20 protein-coding genes and 1 tRNA gene are annotated in these 24,271 nt (G+C 64.6%); 7 read left to right on the top strand and 14 right to left on the bottom strand.

Annotated elements, in window-relative coordinates:
- Positions 1-10 precede the first annotated feature (10 nt).
- Together kdpA and kdpF are read right to left on the bottom strand one after the other, a co-directional pair.
- Positions 11-1,816 (bottom strand): potassium-transporting ATPase subunit KdpA, encoded by a 1,806-nt coding sequence (kdpA, locus tag NCR34_RS05520; RefSeq protein WP_250499215.1) that lies wholly within the window; start codon positions 1,814-1,816, stop codon positions 11-13.
- On the bottom strand, positions 1,813-1,908 hold the full coding sequence (gene kdpF / locus NCR34_RS05515) for a K(+)-transporting ATPase subunit F (protein WP_250499214.1): 96 nt from the start codon (positions 1,906-1,908) through the stop codon (positions 1,813-1,815). The genes kdpA and kdpF overlap by 4 nt, the downstream gene beginning before the upstream one ends.
- 289 nt (positions 1,909-2,197) lie before the next feature.
- Here kdpF and xth point away from each other — a divergent pair, with 289 nt between their 5' ends.
- A complete protein-coding gene (xth, locus tag NCR34_RS05510; RefSeq protein WP_250499213.1) occupies positions 2,198-2,977 on the top strand; it encodes an exodeoxyribonuclease III in 780 nt (259 codons plus the stop codon).
- A gap of 14 nt (positions 2,978-2,991) precedes the next feature.
- On the opposite strand, the gene ntrC is transcribed toward xth, so the two are convergent.
- From ntrC to glnA, 3 genes are all read right to left on the bottom strand, one after another.
- On the bottom strand, positions 2,992-4,476 hold the full coding sequence (gene ntrC, locus NCR34_RS05505; RefSeq protein ID WP_175939974.1) for a nitrogen regulation protein NR(I): 1,485 nt from the start codon (positions 4,474-4,476) through the stop codon (positions 2,992-2,994).
- Positions 4,477-4,638: 162 nt separating this feature from the next.
- Complete coding sequence (glnL, locus tag NCR34_RS05500; protein ID WP_248322274.1) at positions 4,639-5,781, bottom strand: nitrogen regulation protein NR(II); 1,143 nt, start codon at positions 5,779-5,781, stop codon at positions 4,639-4,641.
- Positions 5,782-5,948: 167 nt separating this feature from the next.
- Positions 5,949-7,364 (bottom strand): type I glutamate--ammonia ligase, encoded by a 1,416-nt coding sequence (glnA, locus tag NCR34_RS05495; protein ID WP_175939973.1) that lies wholly within the window; start codon positions 7,362-7,364, stop codon positions 5,949-5,951.
- Positions 7,365-7,720: 356 nt separating this feature from the next.
- On the opposite strand from glnA, the gene NCR34_RS05490 reads away from it, so the two are divergent.
- Complete coding sequence (locus NCR34_RS05490; protein ID WP_248321837.1) at positions 7,721-8,185, top strand: rhodanese-like domain-containing protein; 465 nt, start codon at positions 7,721-7,723, stop codon at positions 8,183-8,185.
- Positions 8,186-8,201: 16 nt separating this feature from the next.
- Here the strand turns inward: NCR34_RS05490 and NCR34_RS05485 are convergent, their stop codons facing one another.
- From NCR34_RS05485 to hrpA, 6 genes are all read right to left on the bottom strand, one after another.
- The gene (locus NCR34_RS05485) at positions 8,202-8,891 is read right to left on the bottom strand and encodes a copper homeostasis protein CutC (RefSeq protein WP_250499212.1); all 690 of its coding nucleotides are present in this window, start codon (positions 8,889-8,891) and stop codon (positions 8,202-8,204) included.
- The gene (locus NCR34_RS05480; protein ID WP_248321834.1) at positions 8,888-9,700 is read right to left on the bottom strand and encodes a competence/damage-inducible protein A; all 813 of its coding nucleotides are present in this window, start codon (positions 9,698-9,700) and stop codon (positions 8,888-8,890) included. The genes NCR34_RS05485 and NCR34_RS05480 overlap by 4 nt, the downstream gene beginning before the upstream one ends.
- Positions 9,701-9,729: 29 nt before the next feature.
- Positions 9,730-10,566: an EI24 domain-containing protein gene (locus NCR34_RS05475; protein ID WP_248321832.1), complete on the bottom strand. Its 837-nt coding sequence runs from the start codon at positions 10,564-10,566 to the stop codon at positions 9,730-9,732.
- An 87-nt stretch (positions 10,567-10,653) separates the two neighbouring features.
- Complete coding sequence (locus NCR34_RS05470) at positions 10,654-11,670, bottom strand: sterol desaturase family protein (RefSeq protein WP_248321830.1); 1,017 nt, start codon at positions 11,668-11,670, stop codon at positions 10,654-10,656.
- Positions 11,671-11,778: 108 nt separating this feature from the next.
- Complete coding sequence (locus NCR34_RS05465; protein WP_248322273.1) at positions 11,779-12,801, bottom strand: YVTN family beta-propeller repeat protein; 1,023 nt, start codon at positions 12,799-12,801, stop codon at positions 11,779-11,781.
- A gap of 156 nt (positions 12,802-12,957) precedes the next feature.
- On the bottom strand, positions 12,958-16,992 hold the full coding sequence (gene hrpA / locus NCR34_RS05460; protein WP_502800044.1) for an ATP-dependent RNA helicase HrpA: 4,035 nt from the start codon (positions 16,990-16,992) through the stop codon (positions 12,958-12,960).
- Positions 16,993-18,118: 1,126 nt separating this feature from the next.
- Between hrpA and argA the strand changes: the two genes are divergently transcribed.
- From argA to proP, 3 genes are all read left to right on the top strand, one after another.
- Entirely contained in the window at positions 18,119-19,489 is a 1,371-nt protein-coding gene (gene argA, locus NCR34_RS05455) for an amino-acid N-acetyltransferase (RefSeq protein WP_175939965.1), read from the top strand.
- Positions 19,490-19,579: 90 nt separating this feature from the next.
- Positions 19,580-19,852: an oxidative damage protection protein gene (locus NCR34_RS05450; protein WP_159835747.1), complete on the top strand. Its 273-nt coding sequence runs from the start codon at positions 19,580-19,582 to the stop codon at positions 19,850-19,852.
- 642 nt (positions 19,853-20,494) lie between these two features.
- Positions 20,495-21,970 (top strand): glycine betaine/L-proline transporter ProP, encoded by a 1,476-nt coding sequence (proP, locus tag NCR34_RS05445; RefSeq protein WP_248321826.1) that lies wholly within the window; start codon positions 20,495-20,497, stop codon positions 21,968-21,970.
- 58 nt (positions 21,971-22,028) lie between these two features.
- Here proP and NCR34_RS05440 read toward each other — a convergent pair whose 3' ends face one another.
- Positions 22,029-22,490 (bottom strand): metallophosphoesterase family protein, encoded by a 462-nt coding sequence (locus tag NCR34_RS05440; protein WP_248321825.1) that lies wholly within the window; start codon positions 22,488-22,490, stop codon positions 22,029-22,031.
- Position 22,491: 1 nt separating this feature from the next.
- Complete coding sequence (locus tag NCR34_RS05435; RefSeq protein WP_248321823.1) at positions 22,492-23,076, bottom strand: TMEM175 family protein; 585 nt, start codon at positions 23,074-23,076, stop codon at positions 22,492-22,494.
- 187 nt (positions 23,077-23,263) lie between these two features.
- Here NCR34_RS05435 and NCR34_RS05430 point away from each other — a divergent pair.
- Positions 23,264-23,348: transfer RNA gene (locus tag NCR34_RS05430), tRNA-Leu, on the top strand.
- Between the two features lie 85 nt (positions 23,349-23,433).
- On the opposite strand, the gene NCR34_RS05425 is transcribed toward NCR34_RS05430, so the two are convergent.
- Positions 23,434-23,715: a hypothetical protein gene (locus tag NCR34_RS05425; RefSeq protein ID WP_248321821.1), complete on the bottom strand. Its 282-nt coding sequence runs from the start codon at positions 23,713-23,715 to the stop codon at positions 23,434-23,436.
- A gap of 184 nt (positions 23,716-23,899) precedes the next feature.
- Between NCR34_RS05425 and NCR34_RS05420 the strand changes: the two genes are divergently transcribed.
- On the top strand, positions 23,900-24,247 hold the full coding sequence (locus NCR34_RS05420; RefSeq protein ID WP_248321819.1) for a hypothetical protein: 348 nt from the start codon (positions 23,900-23,902) through the stop codon (positions 24,245-24,247).
- Positions 24,248-24,271 lie beyond the last annotated feature (24 nt).

Here is a 24,271-nt window from a genome sequence, read left to right as displayed (position 1 = left end):
GTCCTCGAAATCAGTGAGCGGCGATCATCGTCAGATGCTCGACGACAGGCCCGAGCGCGAGTGCCGGCACATACGTGAGCGCGCCGACGAGCAGCAGCGTGCCGAGCAGCAGCACCACGAACAGCGGTCCGTGCGTCGGCAAGGTGCCGGCGGTGACGGCGAGGCGCTTCTTCGCCGCGAGCGATCCCGCAATCGCCAGCACCGGCACGATCGAGCCGAAGCGGCCGAGCCACATCGCGACGCCGAGCAGCACGTTGTAGAACGGCGTGTTCACCGAAAGGCCCGCGAACGCGCTGCCGTTGTTGTTCGCCGCCGAGCTGAACGCGTACAGCACTTCCGAGAAACCGTGCGCGCCCGGATTGGCGATGCCCGCCGTGCCCGATGCCGTCAGCACGGCCACCGATGTTCCCGCGAGCACCAGAAGCGGCGTGAGCAGGATCGCGATGGACACCATCTTCATCTCGAACGATTCGATCTTCTTGCCGGCGTATTCGGGCGTGCGGCCGATCATGAGCCCCGCGACGAACACCGCGAGCAGCGCGAAGACGAGCATGCCGTACAGGCCCGAACCGACGCCGCCGAAGATCACTTCGCCGAGCTGGATCAAGAGCATCGGAATGAGGCCGCCCAAAGGCGTCAGCGAGTCGTGCATCGCGTCGACCGCGCCGCAGGACGCAGCGGTGGTCGCCACGGTGAAGATGCCGGACTGCGCGATGCCGAAGCGCGTCTCCTTGCCTTCCATGTTGCCGCCCGCTTGCAGCGCGCTCGCGTGGGTATCGACGCGAAGCGACGCGAAGAGCGGATTGCCCGCCTGCTCCGCCGCTATCTCGCCGACGCACGCCGCCGCGAACGCGATGGTCATCGCCGCGAGCACGGCGTAGCCCTGCCGCCTGTCGCCGATCATGCGGCCGAACACGACGCACAGCGCGGCGGGAATCAGCAGCATCGCGATCATCTGCATGAAGTTGGAGAACGGCGTCGGGTTCTCGAACGGATGCGCCGAGTTCGCGTTGAAGAAGCCGCCGCCGTTCGTGCCGAGCATCTTGATCGCTTCCTGCGACGCGACCGGGCCCATCGGCAGCGACTGCTTGTCGGCTTTGATGTCGCGCATGACCGGGTTGCCGTAAGCATCTTTCACGGCGTTGCCTTGCGCGTCGGTCTCCGGTGACTGATAGCTCGTGACTTGCAGCGTCGATACGTCCTGATACGGCCTGAAGTTCTGAATCACGCCCTGGCTCACGAAGACGAGCGCGAACACCACGGCGAGCGGCGCGAGCACGTAGAGCGTCGTGCGCGTGAGATCGACCCAGAAGTTGCCGATGGTCTGCGCGCTATGCCGCCTGAAGCCGCGAATCAGCGCGACGACGACCGCGACGCCGGTCGCCGCCGACAGGAAGTTCTGTACCGTGAGGCCGAGCATCTGCGCGAGATAGCCGAGCGTGCTTTCGCCGCCGTAGTCCTGCCAGTTCGTATTGGTCACGAAGCTCACCGCCGTGTTGAACGCGGCGTCCGGCGTCATCGCGGCCATGCCTTGCGGATTGGCCGGCAAGACGTGTTGCAGGCGCAAGAGCGCGTAGAGCGCGAGCGCGCCGAGCGCATTGAAGAGCAGCACCGCGAGCGCGTAATGCTTCCACGACATTTCGGCACCGGCATCGACGCCGGCGATGCGATACAACGCGGCTTCGAAGCGCTTCGTCTTGCGCACGACAGCCGACGAGCCGTCGAGCACGTCGGCGATGTATCGCCCGAGCGGAATGGCGAGCGCAATCAGCACGACGATGAACAGCGCCGTCTGCGTGAACGTGTTGGCGTTCATTCGAGATCCTCCGCGCGCAAGAGCGCGTACACGAGGTAGCCCAGAAGCAGCAGCGTCGATGCGCCCGCGAGCCAGATCATCCATGCAGTCATGCGCGCGCTCCCGGCAGACGGCGGCGCAAACGCTCGCAGCCCACGGTCAGCGCCGCGCACAGCCCCCAGAACAGGGCGATGCCGGCGACGTAAAGCAGGTCCATGGTTCGGTTCTCCTCTTGTGCATTGGACGCCTGCAAGAGTAGAAGGACCGGGATAAAGGGCGTGGCAAAAGTTCGCGCGGCGGCGTAAAAATCGCGTAAACGAGCGCGTGAGAGTGCGCGAGCGTCGTGGCGTTATCATTCCGGCTTCGATCGACACTCAAGAAGCCGCAGGCCATCGCCGTCACATGAAAATCGCAACGTGGAACGTCAACTCTCTCAAGGTCCGTCTTCAGCACGTCACCGACTGGCTGCAACTCTCGCAAGTCGACGTGCTATGCCTTCAGGAACTGAAGCTGCCCGACGAGAAATTCCCTCGCGCCGAGCTCGAAGCCGCCGGATACAAAAGCTGGTTCGCGGGACAGAAGACGTATAACGGCGTAGGCATTCTGGTGCGCGACGGCATCGAGGTGCACGATGCCACCGTGGTGCGCAATATTCCCGGCTTCGAAGACTTGCAGCAGCGCGTGATTGCCGCGACGGTGAACGGCGTGCGGATCGTGTCGGCGTATTTCCCGAACGGGCAGGCGCCCGGTTCCGAGAAGTTCGCGTACAAGATGCGCTGGCTGGATGCGCTGCGCGAATGGCTGCGCGAAGAGATGACGCAGTATCCGAAGCTCGCGCTGCTCGGCGATTACAACATCGCGCCGGAAGACCGCGACGTGCACGACCCGAAGGCGTGGGAAGGACAGAATTTGGTCTCGCCGGAAGAGCGCGCGCATTTCATGCAACTCGTCGGCCTGGGACTCACCGACGCCTTCCGCAAGTTCGAGCAGCCGGAGAAGCTCTTTACGTGGTGGGATTACCGCATGATGGCGTTCCGGCGCAACGCGGGCCTGCGCATCGACCACATTTTGTTGTCGTCGGAGTTGTCGGCGCTCTGCACGTCATGCGAAATCGACAAGGTGCCGCGCAAGTGGGATCAGCCGTCCGACCACGCGCCTGTCGTCGCGACGGTCGGCTACTGATCCGCGCTGTGTCGTCACGCGTCGAGATGCAGTTCCTGAATCTTGCGCGTGATCGTGTTGCGGCCGATGCCTAAGCGCTCCGCCGCTTCGACCTTGCGCCCGCGCGTGAAGTCGAGCGCCTCGCGAATCACGGCGGCTTCGAAGCGGCGCGCGAGTTCGTCCATGACATCGGCGGAATTTTCGCGCAAGAGGCGCGCGACTTCCGTGCGCAAGCCGTTTTCCCACACGCTCGCCGGCACGCCCGCTGGCGGCGTCGATGCGGGCGCCGAGGCCGGCATGGCCGAGCCGTTCGGCGCGACCGCGCCATCGGTCGATACGGCGATGCTCTCCGGCGTGACGTCCTGACGCGGCGTGAGATCGGGCGGCAAGTCCTTCTGCTCAATGACCTGTGCGGGCGCCATCACGGTGAGCCAGTTGCACAGGTTTTCGAGCTGGCGCACGTTGCCGGGAAACGGCAGCGACGCGAGATAAGCGAGCGCGCTGTCGGACACGCGCTTGGGCTCGACGCCCAGGTCGCGCGCGCTCTTTTGCAGGAAGTGCCGCGTGAGCAGCGGAATGTCCTCGCTGCGTTCGCGCAGCGCCGGCAGACGCAGGCGAATCACGTTCAGGCGATGGTACAAGTCCTCGCGAAACAAGCCCTGCCGCACGCGCGATTCCAGATTCTGGTGCGTCGCCGCGATCACGCGCACGTTCGCGCGCAGCGGATTGTGGCCGCCGACCCGATAGAACTGCCCGTCGGACAACACGCGCAAGAGCCGCGTTTGCAGATCGAACGGCATGTCGCCGATTTCATCGAGAAAGAGCGTGCCGTTCTCGGCCTGTTCGAAGCGGCCCTGCCGCATGGCCTGCGCGCCCGTGAACGCGCCGCGTTCGTGGCCGAATAGTTCGGACTCCAGCAGATCTTTCGGGATCGCGGCAGTATTGAGCGCGATGAACGGCCCGTTGGCCCGCGGGCTATGTCGGTGCAACGCGCGCGCGACAAGCTCCTTTCCGGTGCCTGATTCGCCGGTGATGAGCACGGTCGCCGCCGAATGCGACAGGCGGCCGATTGCGCGGAACATGTCCTGCATCGCGGGCGCTTGTCCCAGCATCTCGGGCGTCTCGGTCACGCGCTCATCGTACGCGGCCTCGCCGCGCATGCTTTCGTCGACGGCGCGGCGGATGAGCTCCACTGCCTTGTCGATATCGAAGGGCTTCGCGAGATATTCGAACGCGCCGCCCTGGAACGCGGCGACCGCGCTATCGAGATCGGAAAACGCCGTCATGATGATGACGGGCAGTCCCGGCAGCCTGTCGCGCACCGTTTGCAGCAGTTCGAGCCCGGAGCCGCCGGGCATGCGGATATCGGATACCAGCACTTGCGGGCTTTCGGTTTCGAGCGCGGCAAGCGCGTCGCGCACGCCCGAGAAACTGCGCGTCGTGAAGTTCTCTCGTGCGAGCGCTTTTTCGAGCACCCAACGGATGGATTGGTCGTCGTCTACTATCCAGATCGGCTTCATATCGTTCGGCGAGAAGTCTTCGTGTGGTTCGGTGTATGCCCGTCGAAACGGTCAGGCTTCGTGGCTTCGCGCGAAAATCGCGGCCCGCAGTCTGGTGAATGTCGATGTTGGTTGATTCGCGTGTCAGTTCCCGGTGTCAATTTTCGGTGTCAGTTCCCGGTGTCAATTTCCGAATGGCAGCAAGATGGCGAACTCAGTGCAGCCCGGCTTGCTCTCCACTTCGATCAGTCCGTCGTGCTGCTGCACGAACGACTGCGCGAGCGTGAGGCCGAGGCCGCTTCCGTCTTCCCTGCCCGACACGAGCGGAAAGAAGATGCGGTCGCGGATATCGCCGGGAATGCCAGGACCGTTGTCAGTGATATGCAAGTCCAGTGCCAGTTTGTGCAGGCGCTTGCCGATGGTCACCTTGCGCGCGATGCGCGTGCGCAGCTCGATCTTCGCGTCGCCTTGCGAGATGCGCTCCTTGAGCGCCTCGGCCGCGTTGCGCACGATGTTGAGCAGCGCCTGAATCAGTTGCTCCTTGTCGCCGCGCAAGTCGGGCACGCTCACGTCGTAGTCGCGCTCGATGGTGAGGCCGCGCGGAAACTCCGCGAGGATCACCGCGCGCACGCGCTCGCAAACTTCGTGAATGTTGACGTCGCCGACGATATGCGGATGCCGGTGCGGCTCCAGTAAGCGATCGACAAGCGTCTGCAAACGGTCGGATTCCTTGATGATGACCTGCGTGTATTCGCGCAACTCGTCGCGTTCGCGCGCGCCGAGTTCGAATTCGAGCAGTTGCGCCGCGCCGCGAATGCCGCCGAGCGGATTCTTGATCTCGTGCGCGAGATTGCGGATGAGTTGCTTGTTGACCGCCGTCAGATCGTGGATGCGCTCTTCGCGATCCGTGCGCAGATGGCGCTCGTTCTCGAAGAGTTCGAGCAGCACGTAATCGGTCGCGGCTTCGAGATACGCGACGATCGCATGCACATGAACCGGCTCGCGTCCCGCGCGTTCGAGCGCCGCGTCGAGCCGCGTCGCGTTGAAGCGGTTCTCCGCGATGGAAGCGATCGTCGTCGCCAGTTCGTCGGCGTTCGCGAAGAGTTCGGGCCAATGCGTCTGCATCAGTTGCTTGCGCGACATCTCCAGCATCGACTCCGCCGACGGGTTCGCGTACGCGATCCTCAGATTGCGCTTGTCGAGCACCAGCACGACAGTCGGCAGCGCTTCGAGGCCGGGCAGCAACCCGGTCGCGGCGAGTTGCGTGTCGTCGGAGAGCGCATCGGCGTGACCCTTTCGCGCCTTGATCAGATTCTTGAGCACCATCGTGCAATGATTGAGGTCGTTCGTGCTACCGATCTTCTTCTCGTTGCGTGACAACCGCGAGCGATTAAAAAAGGGACGGCGCGCCGTCCCTTTTCCGTCGTTCTTCATGACATGCGGCGAGCGCGCTTCATCGAATTAAAATCAACGAAACGCGCTGCCTTCATGCGTTACAGCGAGTAGTACATCTCGAACTCGATCGGGTGCACCGCCTGACGATAACGCTGCAGCTCGTTCGTCTTCAGTTCGATGTACGCGTCGAGCATCGAATCCGTGAACACGCCACCGCGCGTCAGGAACTCGCGGTCGCCGTCCAGCGCGTCGAGCGCCTGATCGAGGCCCGCGCACACGGTCGGGATCTTCGCGTCTTCTTCCGGCGGCAGGTCGTACAGATTCTTGTCCGCGGCTTCGCCCGGATGAATCTTGTTCTGCACGCCGTCGAGACCCGCCATCATCAGCGCGGAGAAGCACAGGTACGGATTCGCAAGCGGATCCGGGAAGCGCGTTTCGATACGGCGGCCCTTCGGGTTGCTCACGTGCGGAATGCGGATCGACGCCGAACGGTTGCGAGCCGAGTAAGCCAGCTTCACGGGCGCTTCGAAGTGCGGCACGAGGCGCTTGTACGAGTTCGTACCCGGATTCGTGATCGCGTTCAGCGCGCGTGCATGCTTGATGATGCCGCCGATGTAGAACAGCGCGAATTCCGACAGGCCCGCATAGCCGTTGCCCGCGAACAGGTTCTGGCCGTCCTTCCAGATGGACTGGTGAACGTGCATGCCCGAGCCGTTATCGCCGACGATCGGCTTCGGCATGAACGTCGCCGTCTTGCCGTACGTATGCGCGACGTTGTGGATGATGTACTTCATCTGCTGCAGCCAGTCCGCGCGCTGAACCAGCGTCGAGAACTTGGTGCCGATTTCGTTCTGGCCCTGGCCCGCCACTTCGTGGTGGTGCACTTCGACCGGAATGCCGATCTGTTCTAGCAGCAGACACATTTCCGAGCGGATGTCCTGGAACGTGTCGACCGGCGCGACCGGGAAGTAGCCGCCCTTCGTGCCCGGACGGTGGCCGGTGTTGCCGCCTTCGAATTCCTTCGCCGACGACCACGGCGCTTCTTCCGAGCCGATCTTCACGAACGTGCCCGACTGGTCCGTGTTCCACTGCACCGAATCGAAAATGAAGAATTCCGGCTCCGGACCGAAGAACGCGGTGTCGCCGAGGCCCGAGCTCTTCAGATACGCTTCGGCGCGCTTCGCGAGCGAACGCGGGTCGCGCTCGTAGCCCTTGCCGTCGGCCGGCTCGACCACGTCGCAGGTCAGAACCAGCGTGGATTCTTCGTAGAACGGGTCGATGAACGCGGTGTCCGCATCCGGCACGAGCAGCATGTCCGACGCTTCGATACCCTTCCAGCCGGCGATGGACGAACCGTCGAAAGCGTGGCCGCTTTCAAATTTGTCTTCGTCGAATGCCGAGACCGGCACGGAAACGTGTTGTTCTTTGCCGCGCGTGTCGGTGAAGCGAAAATCGACAAACTTGACGTCCTCGTCCTTGACGAGTTGCATGACGTCGGCCACGGATTTACTCATTACCTATCTCCTGATTAACAAAAGTCGGCGAATCGCTCCGCCGCCTCGACCAATTCTGCACTGCCGTTTCAATCGAGGGTGGAAAAAGCAGCTTCTATGCCACGTGCTTTATGCGCGGCTAAATGCCTGAACTGCTTAGGTTTTTAAACGAGGCGCAAGCGGTGCCCGATTTTGCCACCTCGCTGGTGCCAACGACTCAGCACCAAATATGTGCATCCATCCTAGCACGGCCATCCGCTCGCACTATTTCCGTGCGTCGCTATCGTGATGCACCTAAAACGTGCTGAACTGTTCCCGAGTTGCGCGCTTGCACAGCACGCTAAAATTAATCGTTTAGCCAACGGAGACACCTCGCCATGACTACGCTTGACCAACTGTACGGCAAAGCTGCGAGCCGGGCCGCCGAGAACAATCTCACCTACGCGGGCGCGCTGCTGCCCGCCGAAGCCTTCGAGTTCCTTCAACTCGAACCGCGCGCTCGCCTGGTCGACGTGCGCACCCGCGCGGAGCTCGACTGGGTGGGCCGGCCGGCGATCAACGGCGAGCAATACGCGCACATCGAATGGATCCGCTACCCGGGTTCGGTGCCGAACGCTGAGTTTATCGAACAATTAAGACAAATCGCCACTCCTGATACGCCGCTCCTGTTTCTGTGCCGCAGCGCCGCGCGTTCTAAGCTCGCCGCCGTCGCCGCGCAAAATCAGGGGTTCACGAAAGCCTATGACCTGCTGGAAGGCTTCGAAGGCGACAAGGACGGTCAGGGGCACCGCAAGACGGTCTCAGGATGGTGCTTTCGCGGATTGCCGTGGATCGGGGCGTGAGGCCGCGCGTCGGGCGCTAGCCGTCGAGCAATGCCCGCGCGCGGGCGACCGCGGCTTCGTCGACGGGCGCGAGCCCTTTGCCGCCGATCCGCACGCCCGAGCCGAAGTGGACCGCGCGCACGCGTGTCGTAGCGACGAAGGGCGCGAGCGCGTCCACGGTCAGGCCCGCCCCGGCGAGCACGGTGCAATGCGTGCCTTTCGAGCGCTCGACGAGCGATCTGATGTGCGCTTGCGCTTGCAGCACCGACGGTTGGCCGCCAGACGTCAGCACGTTCGTGATGGCGTCGAACCCGAGCAGCGTGTCGAAGGCAGCGGACAAATCGCGCGCCTCGTCGATCGCGCGGTGGAACGTGAGCGGCAAGCCATCGGCGGCGTCGATCACGCGCGAGAGCGCATCGGTGTCGATATCGCCGTTCTCGCGCAGCATACCCACGACGATCGCGTTCGCACGGGTCTTCGCGATGGCGCGAACGTCGCGCAGCATGACGCCCAGATCGTCGGCATCGTAGACGAACGAGCGGCTATGCGGACGCACGATCACGTTCACCGAAATGCCGACCGCGTCCACGACCGCTTCGATCAGCCCGATGCTCGGCGTCAGCCCGCCCTCGCCCATCGCGGTGATCAGTTCGATGCGGTTCGCCCCGCCGCGCTCGGCGGCGCGCGCGTCCGCGACCGTCGTCGCGATGACTTCGAGCAGAATCAACGCGCGTCCTCCGGCGGCACTTCGACAATCTCGCCACCCAGCGCCGCCACGCCTTCGCGCAGCGCCTCGAACGCGGCGTTGGCGCGCTCGGGATCGCCCTTCACGCCCAGATCGATGTGCGGCCGCGCGTACAGCGCCCCGCGCGCCGCGTCGCCGACGCTCGGCAAGCTAAAGGCCCGCACGCCGGCGAAATCGCGCTCGATGGCAACCATCAGCGGCGTGATGCGCGATTCCGGCAAGCCGAAGACGAGCAGCGATCGCTCGACATACGGCGTCGCGTGGTGCAGATGCGCGTATTTCGTGTCGAGCACCCATTCGATCATCGGCCACGCCATGACCGGAAAGCCCGGCACGAAGTGATGGTCGCCGACCGAAAAGCCCGGAATCTTGTTGTAGCTGTTCGGAATGATCTCGGCGCCTTGCGGGAACATGCCCATGTTCAGCCGATGCAGGTTCTCGGGCGAATCCAGATCCGCGGGCTGGTCGCCCGCCATGTCGCGGATGCGCGCGCGGATCAGTTCCGCCGCTTCCGGCTGCAACGCGAGCGGCACGCCGAGCGCCTTGGCCGCGCACTGCCGCGTGTGATCGTCGGGCGTCGCGCCGATGCCGCCGGTCGAAAACACGATGTCGCCCGACGCGAACGTGCGCGCGAGCGTCGCGGTGATGCGCGCGGGATCGTCGCCGACGTATTCCGCCCAGTCGAGGGACAGCCCACGCGCGCCCAACAGTTCGATGACTTTCGGCAGATGCTTGTCCGTGCGCCGCCCGGACAGGATTTCGTCGCCGATGATGATGACGCCAATGCCCATGAGTGCCTCTTCTTTCTGTTGACTGCCGTTCAGGACTGCGCCGTGATGGCCGGATAACGCGGCTCGTTCGCCCGCAGCCGCGCGAGCGCGTGCAGGCAATAGTGCGCGAACCACAGCGCCGAAAACACGAGAATGAACGCATACGCCCAGATCGTCACCGCGGCCACGACCGGAAACAGCGGCAGGAGCCAGACCGACCACGCCCACAGCAGCGTCGGAACGGAACTCAATAGTCCGCTCACGATGCCGATGGCGAGCAGCGGCCAGCGCGATTCGCGCACGATCGCGCGCCGTTCGTCGGGGCTCGCGTGCACGGCGAGCGCGTCGTAAGTCATCACGCGATACGTGAGCCAGCCCCACAGGAGCGGCGGAATCAGCGCGAAGAAAGGCGGGATCAACCAGAGCGGCAAGGTCACGACGAGCGCGACGAGGCACACGATGGTCGTCACCACCGAATGCCCGAGGCTGCCGTACCACGAGCCGCCGCGCCGGGCTTCGAGCGCTGCATAGTGGCCTTTCGGACTCCGCGTGAGCAGCTTGATGACGCCCGGCATCGAAAGCGTGGCGATTAGCAGAAGCACGGTCACGACGATCAGCGGAATCGTCATGATGACGACGAGAAACGGCGCGATGACCGCGTGCAGCGACGAAAAGCCGACGGCGTCGAAAAGGCGGTACATCGCGGAGGTCAGCGCCCAGCCGTCGAGCCAGCCGTTCGCCGCGCCGGTGAGCGTCTGCCAGAAGAACCACAGGATCGCGCCCCAGACGGCGGTGGCGACCGCGAACGGCATCAGCGTGAGCCAGAGCATGCGCGGATGGAAGACGTTCGCCAGCGCGCGCACGAACGAACGCAGCAGATCATTCATGCGTGATTCGTTGAAGGAAGAGTAAGCGACAGGATAAACCAGCGCGGGTTAGGCGCGCTGGCAACCACAAGAAGGCGAATGAAAGGCTCAGAGGGCAGCCGGCCGCTTGCCGGAATCCGCCGCGCGCCGCGACGCGAGACGCGCGCCGATGCGCTTGAACGCGAGCCAATGCTGCTCGAAGAAGCCGTCGCCGTAATTGACGGGCGCCAAGCCCGGCGCGCCCAGTTGATCGCGGATGCCGGTCGGCTCGACGGTGCGGTCGAACGACGCCGAGCGGAACAGGATGTCCCAGAACGAAAACAGCACGCCGAAGTTGCAGCCGTACGCCGTGCCTTCGTGACCATAGCCGATCGCGTGATGACGGCGATGAAACGCAGGACTCACGATCAGCCGGTCGCCGAGCCAGCCGAAATGCAGGCGGATGTTCGCGTGCTGCACGCTCTGCATCAGGTTCGTGATGGCGACGAGCACGACGAATTGCGACGGTTCAACGCCGATCACGAGCGCCACAGCGGCGAAGAAGCTCGCTTGCAGAACGTCGTCGAGCAGGTGGTTGCGGTCGTCGGACCACAGGGACATCTTCTGCTGGCTGTGATGGACGGCGTGCAGTTCCCACCAGATGCCGAAGCGATGCTCCAGCCGGTGATACCAGTAACCGGCCAGGTCCAACAGAATCAGATAGATGGCGAACGTGACGAGCGGCTGCGTGGTCACGCCGGGCCACAGATTGTCGATTTCGAGCGTCGGCACGCTGTGAATGCGCAGCCAGCTCTGCACGGAATCGAAAACAGGCTGGAACGTGAAGAAGAAAAACAGATTGAGGATGCCGAGCTTCACGATCCACGTGTACAGCACGTCCACGCGCACGCCCTTGCGGTCCTGCCATTGCTCGGCGGGGCGCAAGGCTTCCAGCGGGCGGAGGATCGCGTACATCGCGATCACTTCCAGCACGCCGACGATCACCCAGTACAGCGCGTCGTACGTGTCTTCGTCGTAGTCCATCATGCCGATCTTGAACAGCAGCGGCTGCACGACGTCCACGTACAACGTGGTCTGCACGGAAGAAACGAAGCTGTCGAGGGACGAGAGAATGACGTGAAACATGGTGCTCCGTGAAAGTCGGCCGGCCCTGTGACATGACGCCTAGCGGCCCGTGACTCAATCGTAGTACTGGGCGCCCGCGAGCGCCCTTCTCACCGTTCGCCGCCGCGGTCAGGCGCCGTTGGGCGCGGTGACCGGCGCGCGGTCGAGGAAAAAGATGCCGTGCGGCGAACGTCCCACCGCAATGGTCTGGATGAGCTTGCGGTTTGCAAGGTCGATCACGCCGACATGCTTCGCGAAGCGGAACGTCACCCAGAGATACTTTTTATCGGCGGAAAGTTCCATGTCGTCCGGTCCGGGCAAGAGGCCGGTGATATCGCCGACGTTCGTGAGCGTGTCTTCATCGATGATGCTGATGGTGTTCGCCACCCGGTTCGACACCAGAACGTGCTTGCCGTCCGCGAGCGAACGGAAGTTGTGCGCGCCCTTGCCCGTGGGAATCGTCTTCACGACCTTCTGGTTGCGCCAGTCGACGACGGCCACGTAGTCCGCGCCCGTCATGCCGACGAGCAGGAACTTGTCGCCCGGCGTCAGCCAGACGCCCGCCGGCACCTTGCCGACCTTCATCTTCCACTTGACCGTCTGCGTCGGCAGGTCGATGGCCGCGATCTCGCCCGACACCTGAAGCGAGATGAATGCCGTGGAACTGTCGTTCGAGAACGCGATGTGGCTCGGCATGGTCGCGAGCGGCAGGCGCTTGGCGAGGCTCAGATTCTTGCCGTCGTAATGGTAAATATCGAGCCGGTCGAGGCGCAGGCCGGTCGACACGAACCACTTGCGGTCCGGCGAAAAACCGATCTGATACGGATCTTCGATGTCCTGCACCCAGCGTTGCACCGCGCCCGTTTTCGGGTTGACGAACATCAGATTGTTGGACACCGAATTCGCCACGATCAGCGACGAATTGTCGGGCGTCGGCATCAGGTGATGCGGCTCTTTGCCGGTCGGCACCGTGCCGATGACCTGATGCGTGTTTTCGTCGATGAGGCTCAGCGTGGCTTCGGCCGAATTGAGCACGATGACGTTATTGGCGAATGCCGCGGTCGCGGCAAACGCTGCGACCGCCGGAACCGCGAAGCGCGCGGCGCGGGCGGCGGCCGCGCGGAGGCGGCCGGAGAAGAATGTGGAGCGCATGAATGTACACGTCGGAAAGCAGGCGTCATTGTAGAACGTTTGCATGCTCCAACGCGTTGACGATGCGGCTCTTTTTGCGCAATTCGGTGCGCGTGCGCAAGAAATGCCGCCTGTTGGCGCGGCTTTCCGCCACGTTCGCGCCAGAACGCGGACGCGTCACCGCTGCATCGATTCCCAGACCTTGTGGAGGCGCTTCACCGATATCGGCATCGGCGTGCGCAATTCCTGCGCGAAAAGCGACACGCGCAGTTCTTCCAGCAGCCACCGATACTCCGCGAGCCGCGCATCCGCGACGCCGCCGCGTTGCGACAAGGTCCGCTGATACTGCTGCACGAGCGGCAGCAATTCCGCCATCAGGCGCGCGTCGCGGGCGGCGTCGGCCTTCAGCTTGTCGATGCGCAGCGCGATGCCCTTCAGATAGCGCGGGAAGTGCGCGAGCTGCGCGTAGGGCGTGTCGATCACGAAGCGTTTGCCGATCAGCCCGCTCAACTGCGCCTGCATGTCGGCGTAAGCGGTGGCGAAGGGCTTCGCCTGCGCGAGCTTCTTCGTCAGCGCGGCGTACCCCGCGAGAATCGTCCCGGCGAGGCGCGCGATTTCGTTCGCCAGCAACGTGAGGCGCCCTTTCGCGGCATCGCGGCGGGCGTGAAAGCTGGCGTCGTCGTCGGGCAGCGGGTCTTGCAGGCACGCACGGTCCAGCGCCGTCTCGACGATCTGGTCGCGCAACTCGTCGGCGGTGCCGAGGGCCATGTATTGCATCGACATTTCGCGCAGGCCAGGCAGATTCTTCTCCAGATAGCGAATCGGCTCGCGCAATTGCAGCGCGAAGAGCCGCCGCAAGCCCGCGCGATGAATGCGCGCCGCTTCCTCGGGCGAATCGAACACTTCCACGTCGCAGTGCGTGATGCGATCCACCAGCGCCGGATAGCCGAAAAGCGTCTGCCCGCGCCGGCGGATTTCGAGCAACTCGGGCAGCTTGCCGAAGTTCCACGTCGTCAGGTTTTCGTAGAGCGCGGTGCTTTCGGCGGGCGCGGCCTGCGCGGCCGGTACCTTCGAATCGCCCGCATCGCCCCCATCGCTTGAGAGCGCGTCGAGCGCGACGCTCGCCGCTTCCGCCGTGAGCTTCTGAAAGTGCTGCTGCGCCTGTCCGCCGAGTTCTCCGCGCAATTGCGCGAGATTGCGGCCCATCGCGAGTTGCCGGCCGTGCTCGTCGATCACCTTGAAGTTCATAAACAGATGCGCCGGCAGCGTTTCCAGCTTAAAATCCGCGCTTTTCACGGCGATTTGCGTCTGTTCGCGGATATCCGCGATGAGCGCGTCGATCAGCGCGCCGGCGCCGAACTTCGGCCCCGCGTGACGCTCGGCGAAGGCGGCCGCGTATTCCGGCAACGGCACGACATGCCGGCGCAGCTTCTGCGGCAGCGACTTCAAGAGCAGTTGCGTCTTCTCCTTGATCATGCCCGGCACGAGCCATTCGACGCGGCGCGCGTCGATCTGATTCAGCCCGTAGAGCGGCACCGTGAGCGTCACGCCGTCGCGCGGCGCGCCCGGCTCGAAGTGATACGACAGCGTCATTTCGATGCCCGACATCGTCATGCGCTTCGGGAACAGATCCGTCGTGACGCCGGCGGCTTCATGGCGCATGAGGTCGTCGCGCGACAGGAAAAGCAGTTGCTGCCTGCCCTCTTTCTTCTGTTCGTCGCGATACCACCGCTCGAACGCCGCGCCCGTCCAGATGCCTTCGGGCACGAGCGAATCGTAGAACGCGTAGATCAGTTCGTCGTCGACCAGCACGTCCTGGCGGCGCGACTTGTGCTCCAGTTGCTCGATATCCGCGACCAGCTTGCTGTTATGCGCGAAAAACGGCAGACGCGTGTCGAACTCGCCTTCGACGAGCGCGCCGCGAATGAAGAGCTCCCGCGCGTATTTCGGGTCCTGCTTGCCGAAGCTCACGCGCCGCCGCGCGTAGACCGTGAGGCCATAAAGCGTCGCGCGTTCGAACGCGACGACCTGCGCCGCCTTCTTCTCCCAATGCGCGTCCGACAGCGACTTCTTCAGCAAATGCGCGCCGACCGTTTCGAGCCACTCCGGTTCGATCTTCGCGATGGTCCGCGCATACAACCGGCTCGTCTCGACGAGCTCGCCCGCCATCACCCAGCGCCCCGCTTTTTTCAGCAGCGCCGAGCCCGGCCACAAATGGAACTTGATGCCGCGCGCGCCGAGATAATGCGGCTCGTCGTCGGCCTTCACGCCGATGTTGCCGAGCAAGCCCGTCAGCAGCGACAGATGCACCTGCTCGAAGGTCGCATCCGATTCGTTCAACCGCCAGCCATGCTCGCGCACGACGGTCAGCAATTGCGAATGCACATCGCGCCATTCGCGCAGCCGCACATGCGACAGGAAGTTTGCGCGGCACGCGTCGGCGAGCTGCTTGTTCGACTTCTTGTGCGCGACGGCTTCCTCGAACCACTTCCAGATGCGCGTCCATTGCAGGAATTCGGAACGCTCGTCGACGAACTGTCGATGCTTCTCGTCGGCCTGCTCCTGCGCTTCGATCGGCCGGTCGCGCGGGTCCTGCACCGAGAGCGCGGAAGCGATCACGAGCACTTCGGTGAGCGCGTGATGATCGCGCGCGGCGAGGATCATGCGGCCGACGCGCGGATCGAGCGGCAGGCGCGCAAGCTCGCGGCCGAGACTGGTCAACGCGTTGTCGTCATCGACTGCGCCGAGTTCGTTCAGCAATTGATAGCCGTCCGCGATCGCGCGTCCCGGCGGCGGCTCGATGAACGGGAACGTCTCGATTTCCGTCAGGTGCAGCGACTTCATGCGCAGAATCACCGACGCGAGCGACGAACGCAAAATCTCCGGATCGGTGAAGCGCGGACGCGATTGAAAATCCGCTTCGTCGTAAAGCCGGATGCACACGCCGTCAGCCACGCGCCCGCAGCGGCCCGCGCGCTGGTTAGCGGCCGCCTGCGACACCGGCTCGATCTGCAACTGCTCGACCTTGTTGCGGTACGAATAGCGTTTGACGCGCGCGGTGCCCGTATCGACGACATAGCGGATGCCCGGCACCGTCAGCGATGTCTCCGCGACGTTCGTGGCCAGCACGATGCGCCGCGCGTTCGACGGCCTGAACACGCGCTCCTGCTCCTGCGCCGACAGGCGCGCGAATAGCGGCAAAATCTCCGTATGCGGCGGATGGTGCTTGCGCAGCGCCTCGGCGGCGTCGCGGATCTCGCGCTCGCCGGGCAGAAACACGAGCACGTCGCCGGGGCCTTCGCGGCAGAGTTCGTCGACGGCATCGACGATGCCTTCCATCAGATCGCGGTCCGTCTTGCGGTCGCTTCGTTTCTGCGTCGTGCCCTGCGCGTTCTTGATCGCCTCGCTTTCCTCTTCGATCGGGCGATAGCGGATTTCGACCGGATACAGCCGCCCGCTCACTTCGATCACCGGCGCGGGCTTTTCCTCGCTGCCGAAATGGCGCGCGAAACGGCCGGCGTCGATCGTCGCGGACGTGACGATCAGCTTCAGATCCGGGCGCTTCGGCAGGATTTCCTTCAGATAGCCGAGCAGGAAGTCGATGTTGAGGCTGCGTTCGTGCGCCTCGTCGATGATGATCGTGTCGTACGCCTTGAGCAGCGGGTCGGTCTGCGTTTCGGCGAGCAGAATGCCGTCGGTCATCAGCTTGACGGACGCGCCGGGCGCGAGATTGTCCGTGAAGCGCACCTTGTAGCCGACGACTTCGCCGAACGGCGTGCCGAGTTCCTCGGCGATGCGTCGCCCTGTCGCCGAGGCCGCGATCCGGCGTGGCTGCGTGTGGCCGATCAAGCCGGCGCCGCCCGCGCCGAGGCCGCGTCCGAGCGCGAGGCAGATTTTCGGCAGCTGCGTGGTTTTGCCGGAGCCGGTTTCACCGCTGACGATCACGACCTGATTCGACTCGATCGCGCGCGCGATCTCTTCGCGGCGGCCGGAGACGGGCAGCGCCTCGGGGAATGTGATCGGCGGGATCGGGTTCGGCGTGACGGTGCGCGGTTTGTCGCGCTTGCGGTCGGGGCGTGCTTCGGGGCGGGCGTCGGCGCGGGGCGGCGTGTCGGCGCTGCGTGGACTGCGCTCGGCGGGCGTTGTGTCCTGCGTTGCGTTGCGGTCATCGCGATTGGCGGCGGCCGGGTGCGTGTGCTCGTCCGCGTTCACGCGGCGGGCCTCGCGAAGGGATGCGCCGTCCTCCGCTCGGGGGGCCGCGCTCGTTTCGCCGCCCGACGATGCCGCCGCCCGTTCTTGCGAACGAGCGCGACCGGGGCCATCGCTGCGCTCCGATTCACGCTGATTCGATTGTGCCGGCTTCTGTGCGCCGGAAACAGCAGGCGATGAGTCCGCGCGGTGCGGCTTCGCCGCGCTCGCTCCGCGCCGGTCCGGCTGCTCGACGTTCGCGACGTCCCTTGCGCTCCGGCCAGCGTCTGATCGCCCCGCACCATGCGCCTTTCGTGCATCCATTTCGCGTTGATCCGACTGTGCAGACTCTGCGCCGCGCACAGCGGGCGATTGCGTGTGGCGATTGAGCTCCGCCGCCTCCGCGCCGCGTTGGTTTGATTGCGCGGCGTTCGCGCCGCTTTCCGCGTTCGGGAGAGCCGCTGGTTGCGCCGCGCGGTTCTGCTTCATCGCCGCGGATTCCTGTTGATTCGATCGTGCCGGCTTGACGGCGCCTTCCGCGCCGAACCCAACGCGCGATCGAGTCTCGCGATCCGACCTCGGCGCATCCACGCCGCGTTGGCCCGGCTGTGCGGCCTTCGCGCCGTCTTCCGCGCTGCGGCCGGCTCGCGATTGCGTTGCGCGATCCGGCTTCGGTGCAACTGCGCCGCGTTGCACAGGTTGATCAAGCTGCGCGGCATCGTCCGCGCTTCGGACACCGGGCGATCGCGTCGCGCGATCGGACTTCCCCGATGGCCGTGCTGCGCTTTCCGCGCCCGCCCCAGCAACGCGATGGGTCTTGTCAGCACCCGATCCGCGCTCTCCCGCGCTTCGGCCTTTCGAACCCGCGTCGCCCGATGATTTCGGCGCGCGCCCCGCCCCGGCATCACGCGATGGCTGCGTTTGCTTCGCCTCGTCCTGCGCCCCCGCAAACCGCCGCGCCGCCAGCTCCTTCTTGCTAAGCCCGGCCGATTCGCCCGGCGCCTCGCTCGGCCGCGCATCGCGCAACAGGTTCTCGCGCAGTTTCTTCAACTGCTCCTGAGCGGTGAGGGTCTTATCGGCGGACTGCGGCTGGCCCGGCTGAACGGGGCGTCTGGAAACATTCGGCATAGCGTCGCATTATAATCCCGGCATGAATTCCCAAACCGACCTCACCCTCGCGTCGCAGCCGCCCGCAAGCGAAGCCGACGCGCCGACTTCCCTCGGCCAGTTCGTCGACTGGATGCGCTCCGTGGCGCCCTATATTCACGCGTTCCGGAACAAGACGTTCGTCGTCGCGTTCGGCGGGGAACTCGTGCAGGAAGGACGGCTGAACGCGCTGGTGCAGGACGTCGGCCTGCTGCACGCCATGGGCATTCAGATCCTGCTCGTCCACGGCTCGCGTCCGCAACTCGACGAACAGTTGAGCCTGCACGGCGTCGAATCGTCGTTCTCGCATGGACTGCGCATAACGGATGCCCGCGCGCTCGAATCCGCGAAGGAAGCTGCCGGCGAAGTGCGTCTCGACATCGAGGCCGCCATCAGCCAGGGGCTGCCGAACACGCCGATGGCGCACGCGCACATCAGCGTCGTGTCGGGTAACTTCGTGACGGCGCGGCCGGTCGGCATTCTGGATGGCGTCGATTTCCAGCACACGGGCGTCGTGCGCAAGATCGACGGCGACTCGGTGCGTCAGTCGCTCGCGAGCAACAAGATCGTGCTGCTGTCCTCGCTCGGCTTCTCGCCGACGGGCGAAGCCTTCAATCTGTCGATGGAAGACGTCGCATCGGCCGCCGCCATCGCGCTGCGCGCCGACAAGATCATCTTCGTGACCGAAATTCCGGGCCTCGTCGATCAGGAAGGCGCACTGGTGCGCGAAATGTCGCTCGACGACGCCTACCGCCTGCACGAATCCGGCGAATTGCAGGGCGACACCGCGTTCTATCTGAAGCACGCCATTCGCGCCTGTCGCGGCGGCGTGGCACGGGCGCACATCATTCCGTATGCGCTCGACGGCAGCGTGCTGCTCGAACTGTTCCTGCACGACGGCGTCGGCACGATGATCTCGTACGAGAACCTCGAAAGCCTGCGCGAAGCCACGCCCGACGACGTCGGCGGCATTCTCACGCTGATCGAGCCGCTCGAAGCCGACGGCACGCTGGTGCGGCGCGGGCGTCATCAAATCGAGCGGGATATCGATCACTTCTCGGTCATCGAGCACGACGGCGTGCTCTTCGGCTGCGCGGCGCTCTATCCGTACACGCAGGAGCGCATCGGCGAGATGGCGTGTCTCACGGTCGCGCCTGAAGCGCAAGGTTCCGGCGACGGCGAGCGCCTTCTGAAACGCATCGAGCAGCGCGCCCGCGCGCGCGGCCTTACGCGCATCTTCGTGCTGACGACGCGTACCGAACACTGGTTCCTCAAGCGCGGCTTCGTGAAGGTGACGGTGGACGATCTGCCGGAAGACCGCCGCCGCCTCTACAACTGGCAGCGCAAGTCGCTCGTCTTGATGAAACAGCTTTGAACTGACTACGGACGCGCGCCGCGCGTGTCCGATTGCAAATCATGGAACCGGTAGGCCAAGCCGACACCGGTCGATAAAGGAGAAACACAGATGGCCCGAATGGTTCAATGCGCAAAGCTCGGCAAGGAAGCCGAGGGACTGGACTTCCCGCCGCTGCCGGGTGAACTCGGCAAGCGCATCTACGAGACGATCTCGAAGGAAGCGTGGCAAGGCTGGCTCAAGCAGCAGACGATGCTCATCAACGAAAATCGCCTGAACATGGCCGACCCGCGCGCGCGCCAATACCTGCTTAAGCAAACGGAGAAGTATTTCTTCGGCGAAGGCGCCGATACGGCCTCGGGCTACGTGCCGCCGCAGAGCTGATTTCCGCCTCGCGACCGTCGCAAAAACCGACCCTTCGAGGTCGGTTTTTTATTGCTTGCACGTACCGTTTAGAACATCGGATGCACAGGACACAATTTAGCGCAATCCTAAGCCCCGTAAAGGATAGAGCCGGGTCGGTACTGCTCGAATTACAGGCCGGTTTGCAGATCGTCTGTCATCGTGTTATCATCTTGCTCGTTATCAACAGCAATTCACCATCATTCACGCGCGGCCTGCCCGGCATATCGTTTATCGGGTAACGCGTGGTAGTGACAGTTTTTATACAAAGAGGCTTGTCGGTTAAGCAGTACGCCGGCCTTTTTCGTTCCAAGCCTTAGTTTTCGCCGACGTTGCGGTTCCACCCGCGGCTGCCTCCCGGCTTGCCGTCCGCGCGTCCAATTCGTTTGTTTTATCCGAGTGCAATTTCGCGACTTCCACCGCGAGGCCCCGGCACCGCTTTTCTTCGATCGTCAGCTTCGGGCGCCCTGTCCGACGCTCGGCGGAGCCATTCGCTCTCGTCCTGACGGTCGGAACGGCTCGCGGCGCCGTCACGAAACTGCACTATCCGGCCCATGCGCTGCTCAGGCGGCGCGCCCGATGCTTTTCGCGAGCATCCGGCAAACGACACGGAGTCTTCAACTTATGACCGCCCTAAACGACGGCCTTTGGCGCAAGCGCCACACATCGAATCAAGCTCACTCACTTTCCCTCGACGACATCACGATCGTCGATCAATCCCTGCTCAAGCGCGCCGTCGGCGCCATGGCCATCGGCAACGCGATGGAATGGTTCGACTTCGGCGTGTACAGCTACATCGCCGTGACGCTCGGCAAGGTGTTCTTCCCCTCGTCGAGCCCGACCGCGCAGTTGCTCGCCACCTTCGGCACGTTCGCGGCGGCATTTCTCGTGCGCCCGCTCGGCGGCATGGTGTTCGGGCCGCTCGGCGACCGCATCGGCCGCAAGCGCGTGCTCGCGATGACGATGATCATGATGGCCATCGGCACGTTCTGCATCGGCCTGATTCCGAGCTATGGAAGCATCGGCGTGATGGCGCCGGTGCTGCTGCTCGTCGCCCGCCTCGTGCAAGGCTTCTCGACGGGCGGCGAGTACGGCGGCGCGGCGACGTTCATCGCCGAATTTTCGCCGGACAAGAAGCGCGGGTTCATGGCGAGCTTTCTGGAATTCGGCACGCTCGTCGGCTACGTGCTGGGCGCGGGCGTCGTCGCGGTGCTGACCGGCGCGCTCTCGCAAGATGCCCTCTTGAGCTGGGGCTGGCGCATTCCGTTTCTCATCGCAGGGCCGCTCGGCCTGATCGGTCTGTACATCCGCATGAAGCTGGAAGAAACGCCCGCGTTCCAGCGCGAAGCCGACAAGATGGAAGCGGCCGCGCACGAAACGACCAAGGCGCAGTTCCGCGAAACGCTGCTCGCGCAGTGGAAGCCGCTGTTGCAATGCGTGGGCCTCGTGCTGATCTTCAACGTGACCGACTACATGGCGCTCTCGTATCTGCCGAGCTATCTGTCGGCGACGCTCAAGTTCAACGAGACGCATGGCCTGTTCATCGTGCTCGTCGTGATGGTGCTGATGATGCCGCTCACGCTCTTCGCCGGGCGTCTCTCCGACAAGATCGGCCGCAAGCCGGTGATGCTCGCGGGCTGCGTCGGACTGCTGGCGCTGTCGGTTCCGGCGCTCTCGCTGATCCGCATGGGCACGGTGCCGTCGATTTTCGCCGGCATGATGATCCTCGGCGCGCTGCTGTCGACCTTCACGGGCGTGATGCCGTCGTCGCTGCCCGCGCTCTTCCCGACGAAGATTCGCTACGGCGCGCTCGCCATCGGGTTCAACGTGTCGGTGTCGCTCTTCGGCGGCACGACGCCGCTCGTCACGGCATGGCTCGTCGGCAAGACCGGCAACCTGATGATGCCCGCGTACTATCTGATGGGCGCGTCGGTGATCGGCATCGTCTCGGTGCTCGCGCTGCACGAAACCGCGAAGAAGCCGCTGAAGGGCTCGCCGCCCGCGGTCGCCACGCACTCCGAAGCGCATGCGATTTTGCGCGGCCATCGCGAGGCGGCCGAGATGGACGACGGCTTCCCGGAAGGCACGGTCCGCGCGTAAGCGACTGCTGGAATTAGGAAGCGCGAAAGGCCGGCGTCTGAAAAGACGCCGGCCTTTTTCATGCGATGAGCGTGACGATGCGCGCCTCGATCCCCGCCTCGCCGATGTCGAGCAGGCCCACGCTGATCGGCAATTTGAAGCGGCGCGGCCCCGCGCTGCCCGGATTCACGAAGAGCACGCCGCCGCGCCGCGCGACGACCGGCTTGTGCGAATGCCCGGTCACGACGACATCGACGCCGTCGAGCTCGGCGGGAACGTCGGCAATATCGTGCACGACGTGGATCGTCGCGCCGGCCACTTCGATGCGCGCATGCTCCGGCAGATGCGCGACGCTCGCAGCGACGTCGTTGTTGCCGCGCACGACGGTCAGCGGCGCGAGTTGCGCGAGCGCGTCGAGCACCTCATGCTTGCAGATATCGCCCGCGTGAACGATGTGCGCGCAATCGCGCAGCGCATCGAGCGCCTCGGGGCGCACGAGATTGTGCGTGTCGGAGATGAGACCGATGCGCGTCGTCGGCAAGTCAATGCTCCTCGCTCGCGAGCATGCGCTCGATGCGCCGGTCCGGCACGAGCCACCCGGCCGCGACGACCGTATAGATGACCGCCGCGATCCACGGCTGCCAGAACGAGGCGGCAATTGCCAACAGATACAGCAGCACCGACAGCTTGCCCTTGCGGTCCGCGCCGACGGCGCGTTCGAGCCGCGTGTTTTCGCCGTGCATGGCGATCAGCACGCGCGTGAGGATGTACCAGGCAACGGCCGTCATGAACAGCACGAAGCCGTAGCACGCGGTCGGCACGGCGCTCAGATGGCTCTCGCCCATCCAGTTGGTCGTGAACGGAAAGAGCGACAGCCAGAAGAGCAGATGCAGGTTCGCCCACAACGCCGAGCCGTTCACGCGTCCAATGGCGTGCAGCAGGTGATGGTGATTGCTCCAGTAGATGCCGACATAGACGAAGCTCAACACGTACGCCGCGAGCACGGGCACGAGCGGCGCGAGCGCGGCGAAGTCGTGGCCGTGCGGCACCTTGAGTTCGAGCACCATGATCGTGATGATGATGGCGATGACGCCATCGCTGAACGCTTCGAGCCGGGTTTTGCCCATCGTGTGTCCTTGCGCGTGATCGACGGCCTGCCGTTGCGCGCGTTCTCGGGCGCGCCGGTCCGTCGGCGATTATGCGTGAGGCGTGCGAGGTTGTCGAATGGCTTTCAATACGCGCGCGATCGCGGCGGATCGCGCGTCGACGCGGTTTTGGCGCGACCCGGCGCAATGGTAGAATCGCGTCCGCCCTGCCGGGGTGATGAAATTGGTAAACATAGCGGACTTAAAATCCGCCGCCTCACGGCTTGCCGGTTCGAGTCCGGTCCCCGGCACCAGGTCTGCATCACGTTCTTCCCACGAACCCGGGAAGATGCCCGCGGCCGTTATTTCGCGTTCCTCATGAAACGCGCGGCATTCACGCTACAGCCCGTGTTCGAGAATGCGCGAGACGTAATGCCGTCCCCACGCCTCGCCATGCGCCATCGCCTCCGCGACCGTCGCAAAAGGTCCGTGATCGCCGGTCATGTCGCCGGAATCGCTGGCGAGCGTCGATCCGTGGAGCGGTCGCCCGTCCAGGCGCGCCACGCGCACGCGCACCGCGTAGCCCTCGGCGGGCGCATCCGCCTGTTGGTCGGCCGGCGGCGATTTCGGCAACGTGTCGAGCGCGAGCACGTAATCGCCTACTTCGATGTCCTTTCGCATGGCGGCAGCCTCCGTCCGAACGCATTCGCCGATTGTGCTACCGTGCCGGCCCGCGTAACAAGCGGCCTGCTCCTCGCGCGACACTCGCGCCGGACGCGCCGCCCGCGCATGTTATAAAGCATCGCCGCACACTCACCTCACGCTCCGATGCGCGCGCCGCGTCGGGCATCGACCGACTGACCCGATGAACACTCGCTCTCGCCTGCTTCTCGCCTGCTCGTTTCCGCTGATGTTGACGGCGGGCTGCACGTCGTACTACCGCAATGTCGAAACGTGCAAGGACAAGGTGCGCGCGGCGTATCCCGATGCGGCGAGCGCGCCGCTCAAGATCACCGGCTCCGGTGCCGCTTATCATGGTTCGCGCGTGGTCGTGCGAGGCGTCATCGCGACGCCGCCGACGCCGCCCGCAACCAGGAAGACGGACCTTCCCGCCGCAGCCGAATGCACGTTCAGCGACACGACGCTCACCGGCTTCCGTTGGCTCGCGCCCGAGAAGCTCGCGCCGAAGCCCGCCGCAGACGAAGACGAATGAGGCGCGCGGTCCCGCGAGCGCCCT

The sequence above is a fragment of the Caballeronia sp. GAWG1-5s-s genome, from assembly GCF_023631445.1.
Classification (GTDB): domain Bacteria; phylum Pseudomonadota; class Gammaproteobacteria; order Burkholderiales; family Burkholderiaceae; genus Caballeronia.
The sequence above is the reverse complement of the archived record's forward strand: the minus strand, read 5'-3'. Positions and strand labels throughout refer to the sequence as shown.